Source organism: Nocardiopsis terrae (genome assembly GCF_014651695.1).
Classification (GTDB): Bacteria; Actinomycetota; Actinomycetes; order Streptosporangiales; family Streptosporangiaceae; genus Nocardiopsis; species Nocardiopsis terrae.
On the sequence record NZ_BMXJ01000003.1, the window covers coordinates 748657 to 765643 of the forward strand.

The following is a 16987-nucleotide window of genomic DNA, read 5'->3' on the forward strand; positions in this document are numbered from 1 at the left end:
CTACGAGTCATGATATTGGTTAGGCTAACCTCACGCTCCACCGACGTACCCGCCATCGAAGGGCCTCTCGTTGCGCATCCAGCACCCGAGCCACCGCCAGATGATCCGCGCCCGGGTCGTGCGGGCCGAACGGACCACCGACCACTTCATCACCGTGACCTTCGGCGGCCCGGACCTGGCCCGGTTCGAGTTCCTGGGCCTGGACCAGTGCGTTCGCGTCTTCCTCCGGCGCCCCGGCCAGGAGCGGCTGACCCTGCCGGACTCCGACGAGGACGGCTGGTACCCCGAGTACCGCGAGATGCCTGACGAGGTGCGGCCCTACGTGCGCAACTACACGATGCGCCGGTTCGACCCCGAGGCCCTGGAGCTGGACGTGGAGTTCGTGGCGCACGAGGACGGGGGCCCGGCCTCGACCTGGGCGGCCTCGGCCGCAGTGGGCGACGAGGTGGGCCTGTTCCCCGAGGGGATCTACTACCTGCCCCCGTCCGAGGCGGACTGGCACCTGCTGGTCGGTGACGAGAGCGCCGTGCCCGCCCTGCTGTCCATCGTCGAGCAGGCCCCCAGGGACCTGCGCGCCCAGGTCTACCTGGAGGTCCCCTCACCCCGTGACGTCCGCCCGGTGCAGGCGCCGCCCGGCGTGGAGGTGCACTGGCTGCCGCGCGAGGACGCGCACGCCGTCCCGGGGCGGCTGGCCCTGGAGACGGTCCGGTCCGGGCCCCTGCCGAAGGGGCGCCCGTACTGCTGGGTGGCCGGGGAGAACGGTCTGCCCACGGGGCTGCGCCGCGCCCTGGTGCGCGAGCACGAGGTCGCCAAGGACGACATCACGTTCGTGGGCTACTGGCGCGCCGGGGTCGCGGGGGTCGACTGACCCCACCCCGTGGCCGCACCGTTCACGAGAAGCGCTAACCTGGTCAAACTCGGCTTAGGCAAGGCTAAGCTCATCTTCGACAGCGAGGTCCCATGAACCCCGGTCCGCCCACCCGCCTCGGCCTGATCACCGCCGGAACCCTGGCCACCGTCCTGCTCACCGCCTGCGGCGGCTCCGACACCTCGGCGGAGCCCACGGGCGAGACGGCCGAGGGCTACCCCGTCACCGTCGGGACCCTCTTCGGCGACGTGGAGATCGAGGACCGCCCCGAGAACGTGGTCGCGCTCGGCTGGTCCGACGCAGAGACCGCCCTCGCCCTGGGCGTGCAGCCGGTGGGCGTCGCCGACTGGCAGGGGTACGGGGGCACCGGCGTGGGCCCCTGGGCGTCCGACCTGTTCGACTCAGAGCCCGAGCAGCTCGGCACCATGGAACCCAACCTGGAGGCGATCGCCTCCCTGGAGCCCGACGTCATCCTCGACACGCGCTCCGACAACTCCCAGGAACGGTACGAACTCCTCTCCCCGGTCGCCCCGGTGGTCGGCCCGCCGCCCGGGGTCGAGGTCACCTACGGCACCAGCTGGCAGCAGCAGACCCGCCAGGTCGCCGAGGTCCTCGGCGAGCAGGAGCGCGGCGAGGAACTGGTCACCGAACTCGAGGACCGCTTCGCGCAGCTGCGGGCGGACAACCCCGATTTCGCGGACCTCACCATCGCGGTGGGCGCCTACTTCGACGGGCAGTACGGGGCCTACGTCCCCGGTGACACCCGGGTGGACGTGCTCGCCGAGCTCGGTTTCGAGTACGAGCCCGAACTCGTGGAGATGGCCGACGGCGCCTTCTACTCCGACCTGAGCTCCGAGCTCGTGGAGGAGCTGGACGCCGACCTGACCGTCGTCTTCCCGATCGGCGGCCCCGAGGCCGTGGAGTTCCTGAACGAGGACCCGGTCCTGCAGGGGATCCCCTCCGCCCAGGACGGACGCCTGATCGTCCTGGACGACCCGGAGCTGGTCAACGCCTTCTCCAGCGGCTCCACCCTGGGCGTCAACCACGCCCTGGACGGGATCGTCCCCCTCATCCAGGAGACCCTGGAGGACTGACCGCCCCCGCAGGAACGCTCTTCGGCACCCGTGACGCCCCCGCGTCACGGGTGCCTTCGTGTCCGCACCCGCTTTCCCCTCGGAGCCGAACATTTGCCTAAAGGTCTTAGGTAAATACAATAAGGCCTTAGGCAAGTAGGGGGCATCCATGACACGCGCAGGACTCACGGCGCAACGACTCACACAGGCGGGCGCCGAGCTCGCCGACGAGGTCGGCTTCGACCAGGTGACCGTCTCGGCCCTGGCCAGACGGTTCGACGTCAGGGTCGCGAGCCTGTACTCGCACGTACGCAACTCCCAGGACCTCAGGACCAGGATCGCCCTGCTCGCCCTGGAGGAACTCGCCGACCGGGCCGCCGAGGCCCTGGCCGGCCGCTCCGGCAAGGACGCCCTGACCGCCCTCGCCGACGTCTACCGCGACTACGCGCACGAGCACCCCGGCCGCTACGCCGCCGCCCAGCTCAGGCTCGACCCCCAGACGGCGGCGGCCAGCGCCGGGGTCCGGCACGCCCAGATGACCCGGGCGCTCCTGCGCGGCTACGACCTGCCCGAACCGGACCAGACCCACGCGGTCCGCCTGCTGGGCAGCGTCTTCCACGGCTACGTCTCGCTGGAGATGGGCGGCGGGTTCAGCCACAGCGCACCGGACACCCAGGAGACCTGGTCACGGACCCTGGACGCCCTCGACGCGCTGCTGAGGAACTGGCCTCCGCGCTGACCACGGGCCCGCGTCCCGCAGCGGGCGCCCCCCGGTCCACACCCCGCGACCGGCACACCCGAACACCCCGAACAGCAAGGCCGACACCATGCACGCCCCACACCTGACCACGACACCCGTCACCGCGGAGCTCCTGCGCGGAGCCCTCGACCTGGAGGACACCGGGCGCGGCGTACTGCCGCACCGGCTGCCCGCCCGGGCCCGCGCCCAGAACACCGACCCGCAGCTGGCCATGGCCGAGGCCCAGCCCTCCGGCGTCCGGCTGTGCCTGCGCACCGGAGCCACCGTCATCGAACTCGACACGGTGCCCACCAAGAGGATCTACCCGGGCCTGCCGCCCCGCCCGGACGGCGTGTACGAGCTGCTCGTCGACGGCCGCCCCACCGCACGGGCCACCGTGGCCGGCGGGGACACCCTGACGATCGACGCGGCCACCGGAGGCTTCGAGCACCGGCCGGGCCCGGTCGGCACCGCCCGGTTCACCGGCCTGCCCGACCGGGTCAAGGACGTCGAGATCTGGCTCCCGCACGACGAGACCACCGAACTCGTCGCCCTACGCGCCGACGCCCCCGTGGAGCCGACGCCGGACCGGGGCTGCCGGGTATGGCTGCACCACGGGAGTTCGATCAGCCACGGCTCCGACACCGACGGTCCGACCGGGACCTGGCCCGCGGTCGCCGCCGCCCGCGCCTCCGCGGAGCTGGTCAACCTCGGCCTGGGCGGCAGCGCCCTGCTGGACCCGTTCACCGCCCGCGCCATGCGGGACACCGAGGCCGACCTGATCAGCGTCAAGGTCGGCATCAACCTGGTCAACACCGACCTGATGCGAATGCGGGCCCTCACGCCCGCGGTGCACGGCTTCCTGGACACCCTCCGGGAGGGCCACCCCACCACGCCGCTCCTGGTGGTCTCGCCGATCCTGTGCCCCATCCACGAGGACACCCCGGGGCCGTGCGCCTTCGACACGGACGCCCTGCGCGCCGGGGAGAAGCGGTTCCGGGCCACCGGCGACCCGGAGGAGCGCTCCGCGGGGAAGCTGACGCTGACCGCCATCCGGGAGGAGCTCGCCCGCATCGTGCGCCAACGTTCGGCCGAGGACCCGAACCTGGGCTACCTGGATGGCCGCGAGCTCTACGGGGAAGCGGACTTCGCCGAGCTTCCACTGCCCGACGAACTGCACCCGGACACCGCCGCGCACCGCCGCATCGGCGAACGCTTCGCGGAGCTCGCCTTCGGCGGGCGGGGCCTGTTCTCCACCGGGTCCGCCTGAGGCAGGCAGCCGGCAGACCCGCACCTCACCAGCACGCATCCGACCCACCGAGGCCCAGGCGCCCGCCGGTGGTCCGCGCCCCGGTTCCCCGAACCGGTCGGCGGCGGACCGCCGACGGGCGTTTCGGCGTTCCCGCCACTCCCCTGCCCCGGCCGCGCCTCCTCCCCCTGTCCCTGTCTGCCGGTTGTGGACACAAGCGGTCGACTCTGAGCTTAGAATGAAAACCGTTTTCATATCCAGACAGGAAGGGAGGTCCGATGCGGAAAACCCCCGTTCCCCCCGGCGAGGCCGCCGACACCCCGCCCGGCCCGGTGTCCGCCGACCAGAGCGACACCCTCGCCGCCGCGTCCCCCGCCCCCGCTCCGAAGCCCCGCTGGCTGACCACCCCCACCGGAACAGCCACCACAGTCGCGGCCCTCGTCCTCGCCCTGGCCGTGTCCGTGGTCCTGGCGGTCGGCCTGGGCTCGGCGGTCGTCCCCCCGCGTGAGACCCTCCGCTACCTGTGGGCCGCGCTGACCGGCGGCCTGATCCAGGCCGACGAACTCATGCGCTACCAGGTCATCTGGCAGATCCGAACCCCCCGGGTGCTGCTCGCCGCGGTCGTCGGCGCCGGCCTGGGAGCGGTGGGTGTGGCCATCCAGGCGATGGTGCGCAACGCGCTCGCGGACCCCTACATCCTCGGCGTCTCCTCCGGGGCCTCCGTGGGCGCGGTCCTGGTCGGCGTCCTCGGGGCGTTCTCGGCCCTGGGCATCTACGCGGTCTCCGCCGGCGCCTTCGCCGGAGCCCTGGTCGCGACCCTGCTCGTCTACGCCGTCTCCCGCTCGCGGGCGGGCACCACTCCCCTGCGGCTGGTCCTGACCGGGGTGGCGCTGTCCTTCGGGTTCCAGGCGATCATGAGCGTGATCGTCTACCTGGCCCCCAGCAACGAGGCCACCAGCACCGTCCTGTTCTGGACCATGGGCAGTTTCGGCGCCGCCGTCTGGGGCTCCCTTCCGGTGGTCGCGGCCGCCGTACTCCTCGGAGTCCTCCTGCTCCGGGCCCTGGCCCGTCCCCTGGACGTGCTGGCACTGGGCGACGAGACCGCCGCCAGCCTGGGCGTGAACGCCGACCGCCTGCGCCGTCGGATGTTCGTCCTCACCGCCGTGATGACCGGGGCGATGGTGGCGGTCAGCGGGGCGATCGGTTTCGTCGGCCTCGTCGTCCCGCACATCGTGCGCATCCTGGTGGGCGCGGACCACCGCAGGGTCCTCACCGTCGCACCACTGGCGGGAGCGGTGCTCATGGTCTGGGTCGACCTGGTCTCCCGGGTGGCCGTGGCCCCCCGCGAACTCCCCCTCGGCGTCATCACCGCGCTGGTCGGCGTACCGGTGTTCATCCTCCTGATGCGCCGCCGCGGCTACCTGTTCGGGGGCCGCTGATGGACCTGCGACTCGACGGGCTCTCCGTGGACCTGGGCGGCGCGCCGATCGTGCGGGAACTGACCCTGGACGTCCCCGACGGCCAGGTGGTCGGGCTGGTCGGCCCGAACGGCTCGGGAAAGTCCACCGCGCTGCGCTGCGTGTACCGGGCACTGGGCCCCAGCGCGGGCCGGGTGCTGCTCGGCGGGCAGGACCTGTCGGCGCTGGGGCTGCGGCACAGCGCCCAGCGGATCGCCGCGCTCACGCAGGAGGGCGGAAGCGACCTCGACTTCACGGTGGAGGAGCTGGTCGCGTTGGGACGCACACCCCACCTGCGCGGGAACCAGCCGCTGAGCGCACGCGAACGCGACCTGTGCCGCCGTTCGATGGAGCTGCTGGACGTGGCCCACCTGGCCGGGCGCGGTGTGCTCGAACTGTCCGGCGGTGAACGCCAGCGGGTCCTGGTGGCCCGGGCCCTGACCCAGGAACCCGAGGTCCTGGTGCTGGACGAGCCGACCAACCACCTGGACGTGCGCCACCAGCTCGAACTGCTCTCCCTGCTGCGCGCCGCGGGCGTGACCGTGCTCGTGGTCCTGCACGACCTCAACCTGGCCGCCTCGGCCTGCGACCTGATCGGGGTGCTCTCCGAGGGCGCCCTGGCGACCGCCGGTACGCCGAAGGAGGTCCTCACCCCCGCCCTGCTGCGGGACGTCTTCGGGGTGGAGGCCTCCGTGGTGCCCCACCCCCTCACCGGCGACCCCCAACTGCTGTACGAACTCCCACCCCCGAAGAAGGGCCTGCGATGACCACCCGAACACCGGCGACCCCCCTCCCGCCGAACCGTCCGCCGAACCGCTCCGTCCCCCTCGTGCACCCCCGGGCCCTGCTCCCCCTGGCCGCCGCCTCGGTCCTGCTCGCCGGGTGCGGCGCCGAGGTCGAGGAGGTCGCCGAGGCGGGCGCGGGCCCGGTCACCGTCCAGCGGTGCGGGGAGGAGGTCGAGTACACGACCCCCCGGCGGGTGGTCGCCTACGAGGGCGGCAGCGCCGACAAGCTGTTCTCCCTGGGGCTGGTCGACCACGTGCACGGCTACGTGATGCCCCCGGCCAACCCGCCGGTCTCGGAGTCGCCGTGGGCCCGGGACTACGAGGCGGTGGAGTTCCTCAGCGACGACCTGCTCAACCGGGAGCTGGTGGTGGACGCCGAGGCCGACCTGGTCGTCGCGGGCTGGAACTCGGGGTTCAGCGACCAGCGGGGCATCACCCCGCAGATCCTGGACGGAATCGGCATCCAGAGCTTCATGCACACCGAGTCCTGCTACAACTACCCGGGCCACCCCGAGCGGGTGACACCGTTCGAGGGCCTGTACGCCGACCTGGACCGGCTCGGGCGGATCTTCGGTGTGCAGGAGCGCGCCGAGGAGCTGGTGTCCGGGTTCGAGGAGCGGGTGGCGGCGGTGGAGGAGCAGGCGCCCGAGGGCGACCCCGTCCCGGTCTTCCTGTACGACTCCGGCACCGACCAGCCCTTCACCGCGGGCAACCAGGTGCCGCCGAACGACATCATCAGGTACGCCGGGGGCGAGAACGTCTTCGGCGGGCTGGAGGAACGCTGGACCCAGGTGGGCTGGGAGCCCGTGGTCGAGGCCGAGCCCGAGGTCGTCATCATCCTGGACTACGGCGACCAGCCCGCACAGGAGAAGATCGACTTCCTCACCTCCTCCCCCGCCATGGCGGAGGTGCCCGCGGTGGTGGAGGAGAACTTCTTCGTCCTGGACTACAACGAGGGCATCTCCGGGCCGCGCAACATCGACGGCCTGGAGAAGTTCGCCGAGTACCTGCGGGAACTGGACCGCTAGGGCCCGCGGGCCCGGCAGGGTCGGTGCGTCCCTCCCGGGCCCCGGGCGCGCGGGCGCCTCAGTCGGCCAGGTGGACCGCCTGGTCGGGGGCCGGCTGCCGGCCCCACTCCATCCGGCACCAGGGCGGGGCCAGCTCCTTGAGGTCGCCGACCTCCCGGGGGGAGAGGTCGGCGACCTCGGGGGCCTGCCCGTGGCGGGCGAAGACCGACTCGACGTAGCGGTGGCCGGTGTCGGCGGCCACGAACACCACCCGTCTGCCGGGGTCGGCCGACGCCTCCCAGCGCGCCACCAGGTAGGCGGCACCGGTGGAGAGCCCGGCGAAGACCGCGTGGCGGCGGAGCAGGTCCACGCTTCCGGCGAGGGCGGCGTCGAAGCCGGTCCAGTGGACGGTGTCGTAGAGGGTGTGCTCGACGTTGCCGAACGGGATGGAGCTGCCGATGCCCGCGATGAGGATCTGCGGGTCGGTGACGTGGTCGCTGCCGAAGGTGACGCTGCCGAACGGTTGGACACCCACCAGCGGGGTGTCCGGGGCGCTCTGGCGCAGATAGCGGGCGAGCGCCCCGGTGGAGGCCCCCGAACCCACCCCGCCCACCAGCGTCAGCGGCCCGGCGCCGGCCTCCTCGCGGATCCGGTCGGCCACGGCGCGGTAGCCGAGACCGTGCACGGTGTCGTGGTACTGGCGCATCCAGTGGTAGTCCGGGTGCTCCCGTAAGACCTGCTTGACCCGGCGGACCCTGCGGTTCTGGTCCAGCCCCAGGTCGTCCGAGGGCGGCATCTGCTCCAGGGTGGCGCCCAGGACCGCGAGCTGCAGGCGCAGGGTGTGGTCGATGGTCGTGGACCCGATGATGTGGCAGCGCAACCCGTACCGGTGGGCGGCCAGCGCCAGCCCGTAGGCGTAGATACCGCTGGAACTGTCCATCAGGGTGTCACCGGGGCGGACCGCCCCGGTGTCGAGCAGGTGCCGTACGGCCGCCAGGGCCGAGGCCACCTTCATGGACTCGAAGCGCAGGCACAGCAGGCCTGCGCCGAGGTCGATCAGATCAGGTCTGGCGATGGCTTCGGAGACGTGTTCGTCCAAGATCGCTCCCCGGTGCTCTGGGTGGATGGGACCTGCGGGTGCCCGCCGCGGGCGGGGGTGTTGGGCGCGGCGGTGTTCGGCTTGGAGTTGCTCGGGTTCGGCGGCCCCGGGGCGACGGTGACCCGGGTGGAGGTGGAGAAGACGCGGTGCGGGGCGAGCCCCCGCCGGCCGAGCCGGTCGACCGCCGATTCGAGGCGGGCCCCGAGTTCGGGGTCGGCCGCGTCGAAGAGGACCCCGGCCACGTTGCCGCTGTGCGCCACCTGGATGCCCGCCGCCCCGCAGCCCCGGGCGACCTCCCGGAGCGCACCGAGTTCCTCCTTGGGCAGTACACGCTGGTTGAGGACGGCGCTCTCGGTACAGACGTGCCCGACCCCGGCCACGTCGCGGTCGGTGATCGCGGTGCGCAGCACGGCACGCAACCTCTCGTAGACGGCGATGTCCCCCCGCCGTGCGGTACCCGCCAGGGAGAGGGTGTCGACCGGTTGGCCACATCCGGTCAGGCAGCCCACGACGGCCATCTCCGGCAGATCCGGCCCCAGCTCCTCCAGGACCCGGCCCTCGCGCTGGGCGAAGAGCAGCGGCCGGTCACCGAACATGACCGGATCACTGGCACCCTCCGCGGCGACCGCCACCCGGGCGACGGCAGCGGGTGGAAGCTCCACCCCGAGCCCCGCCGAGACCGCTCGGACGGCCGCCGTGACGTCACTCGTGGAGGACCCCATGCCGAGCCCCGGCACGGCACCGCCGCGGACCCGGAGGTAGCCGCCGACCGGCCGCACCCCGCCCGTGCGCGCGCACTCGGCGACGGCGAGCTCGGCGGCGCGGGCCGCCTTGGCCCGGTCCGGCGGGTCGACGACGACGCGGCGGGGCGCCCGGGCCGGGAAGGGGGTGAACACCGCACGGGTGCGGGGGTCGGCCATCGGCAGGGTGACCAGGCCGCGGGTGGGGCGTCCCCGCCCGTCCAGGAACACGCCCTGGAGGATCTCGCCGTGGTGGCAGGTCGCCTGTCCAGTTCCAAGGGTCACTCGTGGGTTCCTTATCGGTAACGGTAGAGATGTGTCGGTTCCGCGCTGAACTGCGAGAACGGGAAGGGTTCGGCGGACAGGGCGGTGACGCCGGAGCCCAGGAAGGCCCGGGCCACCGCGCTGCCGCTCTGGGCATAGACGACCAGCGGCACCGCGCGCTCCCGGCAGCGCTCCAGGATGCGGTCGAAGGTGCCGTTGCCCAGGGTCATTCCGGTGGCGACGACGGCGTCGGCCTCGGCCAGGACCTCGTCCGTGTCGGTGCTGACGGGGTCGCCCCACTGGGTGCGGCGCAGGTTCAGGTCACAGGGCAGGCATTCGCCGCCCCGTTCGCGGATGGCCGCGACGAGCGGGTTGACCACGCCGATCAGGGCGATTCGCCGGCCGTCGGGGTCGGGGAGGAGTCCGGCGATGGCCCGGTCGCGGGCGACGGCCCGTTCCTCGGGGGTGCCGTACGGGAGGGTGAGGCGTTCGGCGCGGGCGTCCTCGGAGTGCGGTTCGGCCTGGCCCAGGTAGGCGTCCAGTGCGGCCAGCCGGACCGGGGCGGGGCCCCGCAGGAGGTCGGCCAGGGGGCTGCCGGACAGTTCGGCGCACACGCCGGGGTCCACCTCGCCCGCCTCGAACGCGCACGCGCCGAAGGCCCGGCCGATCCGCACCAGGACGTACTGGTTGAGGTAGGTGACCTCGCCTCCGGCGAGACGGGTGCCGTGGTGGACCCAGAACACGCTGGTGGCGACGGGGAGGTCGGGGGTGGCGAGCACGGACCGGTGGAGCTCTTCGAGGTCTCTCACTGGCTGGTCTCCCTGGTGAGGCGGAACAGGTAGGTCAGGACGCCGTCGTCCCAGTCGTGCAGGTGGTGGACGTGCGCGGTGAAGCCGCAGTCGGCGGCGTGTCCGATGATCTGGCGCAGGTCGGCGGTGTTGGAGGCGATGAAGTAGACCTCTCCGCCGGGGGCCAGGAGGTCGCGCTCGGCGAGCTGGGTGAAGAAGGCGTCGGTGACGGGGCGGCCCGCGCAGACGTTGCGGACGATGTCGGGGTCGTCGCTGACGGGCTGGCTCACCGCCGGGGGGTTGAACGTGACGGTGTCGAGCCTCGTGCCCTCGGGCAGGCCCGCGAAGAGGTCGGATACCAGCGGGACGAACTCGCTTCCGCCCCCGGGCCCGACGAGCCGGTGGTAGTTGTGCTCGGCCGCCGCGACGCTGGCGGGATGGACGTCCACCGCGAGGACGCGTTCGGCTCCGCGCAGCCCGGCGACGACGGCCTCGACACCGAGCCCGGCCCCCATCGCGGCGTAGACGCGTTCGCGCACGTCGATGTCGTCGTCGAGGATGCGCTGGTGGATCATGCGGCTGGTCGCGCCGGGCAGGAAGACTCCGGGGGGAACCTCGAACTCCCACCCGTTCCAGGTGTAGCCGCGGAGGGTGTGGAGGTCGGCCCCGGGCTGGTTGAGGCCGATGATCTGCTCGGGCGGCAGCGGAGGGGGCAGCTGGGCGATCTGCGAGGGGTCCACTCGGGTCCTTTCGGGGGGAGGGGGTCGTGTGCGGTGGCTGAGCCGGTTCCGGGGCGGCCCTCGGGGTCGGGCGGTCCCGTCCCGAAGTTCGGGGGCGGCGCGGGGCCCGGACGGGTGTGGGGGGCGGGGGCCGCAGACGGGGCACCCCTGCTGGAAGGGGGGCCTGTGGTCGCGAAGGGGTCCGTGTGGCGGTACCGGGGCCATGGGCGCCCTTCCCTGTCGGTCGCGGAGTCCGGTGGCGGCGGTCCGCCGGGGAGCGGCACCTTCGCCGACCATAGCGAAAACGATAATCGTTGTCACACTCCGTCCACCGAAATCCACGCGCCCCACGGAATCTCGTTGCCCCCTCCCTGCGGGCGCCAACCCCCACGAGCGGGACATCCATCACCCCACCGGACGAACCCCGCAACCGGGAGAGCGAGCCGCCCAGCCAAGGCGCAATTGATAACCGTTTTCACTATAGTGGTGCACGCACACACACCGAACCGAGATGAGTACTCTCCGTGTCAACGACGACGACGCCGAACATGACCGATCCGCTGAAGCGCCGCCGCAACCCGCTCCTGCGACCGGACTTCGTCCGCCTGTGGTGCGGAACCACCGCCTCGGGCCTGGCCACCTGGGCGATGCCGTTCATCCTGGGCCTCGCGGTCCTGCACGGTTCGCTGAGCGCGGTGGGACTCGGCCTGGTCCTGGCCACCCGCACCGCCGGTTTCCTGGTCGCGGTCCCCCTCGGCGGGCTGCTCGCCGACCGCCACTCGCGCCGCTCGGTCGTCCTGTGGTCCGGCCTCGCCGCGGCCGCCGCCAGCCCCGTCCTCGCCGCGGGCCTGGGCACCTCCACCGCGCTGATGGCGGTGGCCGCCGCCGTGGTGGGCGTGGGCCAGGGAGCCTGTCGGCCCGCCTTCCAGGCGCTGACCGCCGAGGTCGTCGCCCCCGAGGACCGCCAGCAGGCCAACGCCGCCCTGACCTTCTCCGTGCGCGGGGTCACCTTCCTCGCCCCCGGACTGACCGCACTGCTGGCCACGGTCACCGGCCCCGGGACCCTGCTCCTGGTCACGGCCGCCCTGTGGCTGGCCGCGGCGCTCCTGCCCCGGGGCGGCGGGACCGCCCCCGCCGAACGCCCCGCCCGCTCGCCCTTCCACGTCGAGTTCGCGGAGGGCCTCACCGAGGCCCGGCGCCACGCCTGGTTCCTCGCCGGTCTGGGCGCCCTGACCGTGGTCATCGCCCTGGGCTACTCCGCCACCAACGTCCTGCTCCCCCTCACCAGCCGCGAGCACTACGGCACCGAGGCCGTGCTGGCCGGGGCCCTGACCGCCTACACCGGCGGCGCGCTGGCCGGCGCCCTGCTGGTCGCCCGGTGGAAACCACGGGCCCAGGGCTGGTGGGCCCTGTTCGGCCTGGGGCTGTACGCCCTCGCCCCGCTGAGCCTGGTGTTCCCCGTGGGCGCCGTCTGGGTGTTCGCCGCCTACGCGGTCGTGGGCCTGGGTGTGGAGCTGTTCAACGTCCCGTGGTTCACCGCCGCCCAGCGCGAGGTCGCCCCGGACAAACTGGCCCGGGTGTCCTCCCTGGACTTCCTGTTCGCCTACGGTTTCGCCCCGGTGGGCCTGGCCCTGATCGCCCCGGCCGCCCAGGCCTTCGGCGTCCAGAACGTGCTGCTGGCCTGCGCCGCCCTGTGCGTCCTGGCCCCGGCCCTGGCCGCCCTGGCACCCGGCGCCCGCGACTTCCGCACCCGCCGGGCCACGCCCGAACACCTGCGGGGCTGAGGACCCGCCCGGACCCGGGACCCGCGGATCCGCCCCCGGGAACCTCCCCGAACCGTGCGGGGAGCCCCGAACTGCCGGGCGGATCCGCCCTCCCCCGGCGGGCCGTCTCCCCTGCCCGGCACGATCCACCGCAGGATGGGCGTATGAGCATCACTGAAAGCACGGACCAGATCGCCGACGGCGCGGTCCAGGACGACGACGCGTACATGCCGGTGAGCCTGGTGGGAGGTCCGCGCGCCTACGCGGGCCTGGTCATGGAGGACGTGTACACGCGCTGGGAGATCCTCCGGGTGCCCTTCCACGAACTGGGCGCCGACCTGCCCGAGCCGGGAGACCTCAGACCCTCGCCGCCCGTGGCCCAGTACCGCCCCCTCAGCCTGGAGGAACCCCAGGTGTGGCACTTCACCGGCTGGCATCCGACGAGTGCGGAACCGGGCCACGAAGGCCCGGCCGGGCCCCGGTGACCGAATCGGCGGCCGATTCGGCGGCCGGGCAAAGCTTCGGTATCGGACCGTGAGCCGCGTGTGCCGACCGGCCCGGTCGGGCAGGTCGGCCGACGGAGAGGGAGGACGAGCATGGACAGCACGCAACCGCCGGCCCAGAGCCAACCGCACCCGGGCCGGACCGAACCCATGGACCCCCAGCCCCGCGACGAGATGCGCGACTACGAGGGCCGGGGCCTGCTCAGGGGCAAACGCGCCCTGATCACCGGGGGCGACTCCGGGATCGGCCGAGCCGTCGCGGTGGCCTTTGCCAAGGAGGGCGCCGACATCGTCTTCGGCTACCTCAGCGAGGACGCCGAGGCCCAGCACACCGTCGGCCTGGTCCAGGAGCAGGGCCGCCGGGCCGTGGGGGTCCGCGGCGACCTGGCCGACGAGTCCCACTGCTCGCACCTGGTGCGACGGGCCGTGGAGGAACTCGGCGGGATCGACGTCCTGGTGGAGCACGCCGCCACCCAGCACCCGGTGGACGACTTCACGGACCTGACCACCGAGCAGCTGCGCCGCACCTTCGACGTCAACGTCATGGGGGTGTTCTGGACGGTGCGCGAGGCGCTCCCGCACATGTCCGAAGGGGGTTCGATCATCATCACCGGATCGATCAACGGCCTGCGCGGAAACGACTCGCTGATCGACTACGCCGCCAGCAAGTCGGCCGTGATGAACCTGTCCCTGTCCCTGTCGCAGGTCCTGAGGGACCAGGGCATCAGGGTGAACTGCGTGGCCCCGGGACCGGTGTGGACACCGCTCATCCCGTCCACTCTCGGGGAAAGCGGCAGCGAGGGCTTCGGCAAACAGGCCCCCATGGGCCGGGCCGCCGACCCGGACGAGATCGCACCCTCCTACGTGTTCTTCGCCAGTGACCGGCTCTCGTCCTACTACACGGGCGAGACCCTCACCCCGACCGGGGGCGAGATCCAGGGCAGCTGAGCCCGCGACGGGAGGGCGGTGCGAGCCGTCCTCCCGTTCGGGCCGCAGCTGCGGCGGGGCCCGTGGCCCCGGGGCCCGTGGCGGCGGGGCCCGTGGCGCCGGGGCCCGTGGCGCCGGGGCCCGTGGCGCCGGGGCCTTCCCGGCCCCGGACCGCGTTGTTCAGCCGGATTCGGCGAGGTTCAGCGGGAGCGACCGGAACCGGAGGTCCTGCGGTTGCTCTCCTTGCGCAGCGCCTCCACCAACTCGTCCTTGCGCATCCGGGAACGCCCGGGGATGTCCAGCTGACGGGCCCGCTGGTAGAGGTGTTCCTTGGTGGCCTTGGCGTCGACACCCCCGGCCGTGGGCCTGTCGCGGCCGGGCCGCCGGCCGGCCCGCGGGTTCTCGGCCTGCTCGTCCGAAGGACCCTTGGACTCCTTCGGCTCCCAGCGGTCGCCGACCTTCTCGAACTTGCGCTTGACCGCCGCGAAGGCGACCCGGTGGGCGCGTTCGCCCTCGCCGTACTCCTCGACGGCGCTGTCGTGCGCCTCGATCCAGGTGCGCTGCGCCTTCTCGGGCGACCGGCGCAGGGTGTCCGGGAGTTCGTCCGTTCCGGGCACCGCCCTCACCTCCAAACCACGGGCCGCGGAGCGCGGCCCTCGACGAGTTGGTCCGCGGGCCCCTCGGGTGAGAGGACCCGCTACGGGCCGGACCCCGGTCCGGCCCCCGTACCGGGCGGGCACCCCGGCCCGGGGCTCCCGGTCAAGTGTCGGGCTCGGCTCAGGTGTTGGGCTCGGCCGCGCTCACGTCGGCGAGCGCCGAGTCGGAGTCCACCGCCCGGGCCAGGTCACCCATGGTGACCACGCCCACGACCTCGTCCCCCTCGACGACGGGCAGACGGCGTACGGTCGCCGAGCGCATGGCGTGGACGGCGTCCCCGACACTGCTCTGGCGCGGCACCGTCACCAGCTCGCTACTGCACACGTCCTGGGCACGGACCCGGTCCGGATCGCCTCCGGCGGCCAGACAGCGCACCACGATGTCGCGGTCGGTGACGATGCCGCGCAGATGTCCTGACTCGGTGACCACGACGTCGCCCACGTTCTCGTCGCGCATGATCTGGGCGATCTCACGCAGATGCGTGTCCGGGGTGACGCTACGCACGATCGGGCTCATCACTTCGGCAACACTGTCCACCATGACTGACTCCCTTCACGTCTGTTGTTCCTGTTCAGGGCCCTGACCGGAGAAGAGCGGACCGAAACATCACCGGGACACGTTCTCGCCGGGTTCCGCGGGCCAGGAGCGCTGGGCAGGATCCGACCGGGCCGCGGAAGTCGCGGGCAGGGGGCGCAAGAGGCAGCTCAGAACCGCGGTGATCTTGCTACCAGGGGCGATTTCGGCGCCGAAGTTGCCCCTGGTAGCAAGATCACCGCGAAAGGGGGGCGGGGGCGGGGCCGGGGCTCACGCCCGGATCCTGCCGGGGAACGCCGCGCGGTCGGTTGAGGAACGGTGCACGGTCAGGCTGCCGGAGGCGGCCGCGGCCGCCTCCGCCGACACCGTGCCGGTGCGGGCGAAGTCGGCCCACAGCCTGCGCACCGCCCGGCCGCGCCGGTCGAGCTCCGCCCAGCCGGTCCGGCCGACCAGCCTGGCGTTCTCCCAGGACCTCCGGGTGCCGAGCAGCAGGGGGACGTCGACGATGTGCGCGGCACCGAAGGGACTGCCCCGCGGACGCCAGGTGAGCGTGTAGCGGATGGCCCTGCCCCCTGCGCGGCGGTGCCGGCGGGCGAACCGCCTGGCCGGGACCGTGTAGATGAGGTCCGTGGTGGCCCGGACCAGCAGGCGGCGCAGGGCCGCGCCCACGAGGGGCAGTCCGCTCAGCCTTCGGACCGGGGGGAGGAAGTCGGCGAAGAGCCCGGTCTCCTCGCTGGTCGCGCCGATGAGCACGTCGATCCCGGGCGCCGCCGCGCGCCAGGCCCGGTCCCGAAGGGTCTCCGGGGGCAGCGGCGCGTGCCCGTACTGGGTACCGAACGGCATGGCGCTGCGCAGACCGAAGCGCCTGGCGACCCGGACCGCCTCCGTCTCCAGGGCGACCAGGGCGGCGGCCGGGGTCCCGGGCGCGGGAGTGCCCACCGCCTCGGACATCGCCTCGGACATGCGGGCGCGGCCGGAGAGCAGGCCCAGCGGCGCGCTCTGGACGACGGCACGCCGGAAGAGGCCCTCGGCTCCCCGGCTGATCATCAGGTGGGCGACGGCGTCGCCGCCCGCGGACTGGCCGAAGAGGGTGACCAGGTCGGGGTCCCCGCCGAACGCCGCGATGTTGGCGCGCACCCAGCGCAGCGCCTCGATCTGGTCGAGCAGGCCGAGGTTTGCGGGCGCGGTGTCACCGATACGGAGGTAGCCGAGCACCCCGAGGCGGTAGGTGAGGGCCACGACGATGACGCGCTGCTCGGTGACGAGTCTCGTGGGGTCGAAGATCTCCAGGTCGCCCGCGCCCGTGACGTAGGAGCCGCCGTGGATCCACACCATGACGGGGAGGCGTTCGTCCGGGTCCCGGTCGGCGGGGAAGGTGACCGAGAGCCGCTGGCAGTGTTCGTCGTGGCGGCCGACCGAGATGCCCTCGATGGCCCCCGACACCACCTGGGAGGACAGCTGGGGCGCGGCGGGCGCGGGCCGGGTGGCGTGGAAGGGTTCGGCGAACTCCGGTTCCGGCCGGGGCGGCGCGAACCGTTCGGCCCGTGCGTAGGGGATCCCCAGGGCGCGGACGACCCCGTCCCGGACCTTCCCGATGACGGGACCGGCGGGGGCGTCGACACGGTGGAGCCCGTCCCGGGAGACGGCGTTCGGTTCGGTCATGGTTCTTCCGTTCCTTACCGGCTCGGGACGTGCGCGGGGCTTCCCGGGACGAGACGCGGGGCCCTTCGGGACGAGGGTAGTCCACCGGACGCGCGAGGGCCCGGCAGATCGGAACGGCCGGCCCCGTGTCCGCCTCGGGGACCGGACACGGGA

At 73.1% G+C, this 16987-nt stretch carries 17 protein-coding genes; 10 read left to right on the forward strand and 7 right to left on the reverse strand.

All coding sequences use genetic code 11. The annotated features are described in order from the left end of the window. Positions 1-100: 100 nt before the first annotated feature. From IE195_RS11270 to IE195_RS11300, 7 genes are all read left to right on the forward strand, one after another. Positions 101-868, forward strand: coding sequence for a siderophore-interacting protein (locus tag IE195_RS11270; protein ID WP_191270562.1), 768 nt, complete (start codon positions 101-103; stop codon positions 866-868). A gap of 92 nt (positions 869-960) precedes the next feature. Then, on the forward strand, positions 961-1962 hold the full coding sequence (locus tag IE195_RS11275) for an iron-siderophore ABC transporter substrate-binding protein (protein ID WP_191270303.1): 1002 nt from the start codon (positions 961-963) through the stop codon (positions 1960-1962). A gap of 148 nt (positions 1963-2110) precedes the next feature. Next, positions 2111-2680, forward strand: coding sequence for a TetR/AcrR family transcriptional regulator (locus tag IE195_RS11280; RefSeq protein ID WP_191270305.1), 570 nt, complete (start codon positions 2111-2113; stop codon positions 2678-2680). 88 nt (positions 2681-2768) lie between these two features. Further along, positions 2769-3950 carry a GDSL-type esterase/lipase family protein gene (locus IE195_RS11285; RefSeq protein ID WP_191270307.1) on the forward strand — a complete coding sequence of 394 codons (1182 nt, stop codon included), beginning with the start codon at positions 2769-2771 and terminating at the stop codon, positions 3948-3950. Between the two features lie 257 nt (positions 3951-4207). After that, positions 4208-5368 carry a FecCD family ABC transporter permease gene (locus IE195_RS11290; RefSeq protein ID WP_191270309.1) on the forward strand — a complete coding sequence of 387 codons (1161 nt, stop codon included), beginning with the start codon at positions 4208-4210 and terminating at the stop codon, positions 5366-5368. After that, positions 5368-6153, forward strand: a complete 786-nt coding sequence (locus IE195_RS11295; protein WP_191270311.1) for an ABC transporter ATP-binding protein — start codon at positions 5368-5370, stop codon at positions 6151-6153. Before IE195_RS11290 ends, IE195_RS11295 begins: the two co-directional genes overlap by 1 nt. Then, positions 6150-7199 (forward strand): ABC transporter substrate-binding protein, encoded by a 1050-nt coding sequence (locus IE195_RS11300; protein ID WP_225942414.1) that lies wholly within the window; start codon positions 6150-6152, stop codon positions 7197-7199. Before IE195_RS11295 ends, IE195_RS11300 begins: the two co-directional genes overlap by 4 nt. A 58-nt stretch (positions 7200-7257) precedes the next feature. Here the strand turns inward: IE195_RS11300 and IE195_RS11305 are convergent, their stop codons facing one another. Genes IE195_RS11305 through IE195_RS11320 form a run of 4 tightly spaced genes read right to left on the reverse strand, consistent with a single transcriptional unit; the run spans position 7258 to position 10809 of the window. Then, positions 7258-8277 carry a pyridoxal-phosphate dependent enzyme gene (locus tag IE195_RS11305; protein ID WP_191270313.1) on the reverse strand — a complete coding sequence of 340 codons (1020 nt, stop codon included), beginning with the start codon at positions 8275-8277 and terminating at the stop codon, positions 7258-7260. Continuing rightward, positions 8235-9302 (reverse strand): GHMP family kinase ATP-binding protein, encoded by a 1068-nt coding sequence (locus IE195_RS11310; protein ID WP_191270314.1) that lies wholly within the window; start codon positions 9300-9302, stop codon positions 8235-8237. The genes IE195_RS11305 and IE195_RS11310 overlap by 43 nt, the downstream gene beginning before the upstream one ends. A gap of 11 nt (positions 9303-9313) precedes the next feature. After that, positions 9314-10090: a Rossmann-like domain-containing protein gene (locus tag IE195_RS11315; RefSeq protein ID WP_191270315.1), complete on the reverse strand. Its 777-nt coding sequence runs from the start codon at positions 10088-10090 to the stop codon at positions 9314-9316. Then, a complete protein-coding gene (locus IE195_RS11320; RefSeq protein ID WP_191270316.1) occupies positions 10087-10809 on the reverse strand; it encodes a class I SAM-dependent methyltransferase in 723 nt (240 codons plus the stop codon). The genes IE195_RS11315 and IE195_RS11320 overlap by 4 nt, the downstream gene beginning before the upstream one ends. 527 nt (positions 10810-11336) lie before the next feature. Here IE195_RS11320 and IE195_RS11325 point away from each other — a divergent pair. From IE195_RS11325 to IE195_RS11335, 3 genes are all read left to right on the forward strand, one after another. Beyond that, positions 11337-12572: an MFS transporter gene (locus tag IE195_RS11325; RefSeq protein WP_191270317.1), complete on the forward strand. Its 1236-nt coding sequence runs from the start codon at positions 11337-11339 to the stop codon at positions 12570-12572. Between the two features lie 143 nt (positions 12573-12715). Then, positions 12716-13036 (forward strand): hypothetical protein, encoded by a 321-nt coding sequence (locus tag IE195_RS11330; protein WP_191270318.1) that lies wholly within the window; start codon positions 12716-12718, stop codon positions 13034-13036. 111 nt (positions 13037-13147) lie between these two features. Beyond that, positions 13148-14002, forward strand: coding sequence for an SDR family oxidoreductase (locus tag IE195_RS11335; protein WP_191270319.1), 855 nt, complete (start codon positions 13148-13150; stop codon positions 14000-14002). 179 nt (positions 14003-14181) lie between these two features. On the opposite strand, the gene IE195_RS11345 is transcribed toward IE195_RS11335, so the two are convergent. The 3 genes from IE195_RS11345 to IE195_RS11355 form a co-directional block, all read right to left on the reverse strand. Further along, entirely contained in the window at positions 14182-14598 is a 417-nt protein-coding gene (locus IE195_RS11345) for a ChaB family protein (protein WP_191270321.1), read from the reverse strand. A 160-nt stretch (positions 14599-14758) separates the two neighbouring features. Then, a complete protein-coding gene (locus IE195_RS11350) occupies positions 14759-15178 on the reverse strand; it encodes a CBS domain-containing protein (protein ID WP_191270323.1) in 420 nt (139 codons plus the stop codon). Between the two features lie 264 nt (positions 15179-15442). After that, positions 15443-16834, reverse strand: coding sequence for a carboxylesterase family protein (locus tag IE195_RS11355; protein ID WP_191270325.1), 1392 nt, complete (start codon positions 16832-16834; stop codon positions 15443-15445). Positions 16835-16987: the final 153 nt, after the last annotated feature.

Bases quoted from the DNA above. Each gene is read 5' to 3' on its own strand.
- IE195_RS11270 (WP_191270562.1), top strand. From the start codon at position 101: ATGATCCGCGCCCGGGTCGTGCGGGCCGAACGGACCACCGACCACTTC.
- IE195_RS11275 (WP_191270303.1), top strand. From the start codon at position 961: ATGAACCCCGGTCCGCCCACCCGCCTCGGCCTGATCACCGCCGGAACC.
- IE195_RS11280 (WP_191270305.1), top strand. From the start codon at position 2,111: ATGACACGCGCAGGACTCACGGCGCAACGACTCACACAGGCGGGCGCC.
- IE195_RS11285 (WP_191270307.1), top strand. From the start codon at position 2,769: ATGCACGCCCCACACCTGACCACGACACCCGTCACCGCGGAGCTCCTG.
- IE195_RS11290 (WP_191270309.1), top strand. From the start codon at position 4,208: ATGCGGAAAACCCCCGTTCCCCCCGGCGAGGCCGCCGACACCCCGCCC.
- IE195_RS11295 (WP_191270311.1), top strand. From the start codon at position 5,368: ATGGACCTGCGACTCGACGGGCTCTCCGTGGACCTGGGCGGCGCGCCG.
- IE195_RS11300 (WP_225942414.1), top strand. From the start codon at position 6,150: ATGACCACCCGAACACCGGCGACCCCCCTCCCGCCGAACCGTCCGCCG.
- IE195_RS11325 (WP_191270317.1), top strand. From the start codon at position 11,337: ATGACCGATCCGCTGAAGCGCCGCCGCAACCCGCTCCTGCGACCGGAC.
- IE195_RS11330 (WP_191270318.1), top strand. From the start codon at position 12,716: ATGAGCATCACTGAAAGCACGGACCAGATCGCCGACGGCGCGGTCCAG.
- IE195_RS11335 (WP_191270319.1), top strand. From the start codon at position 13,148: ATGGACAGCACGCAACCGCCGGCCCAGAGCCAACCGCACCCGGGCCGG.
- IE195_RS11350 (WP_191270323.1), bottom strand. From the start codon at position 15,178: ATGGTGGACAGTGTTGCCGAAGTGATGAGCCCGATCGTGCGTAGCGTC.
- IE195_RS11355 (WP_191270325.1), bottom strand. From the start codon at position 16,834: ATGACCGAACCGAACGCCGTCTCCCGGGACGGGCTCCACCGTGTCGAC.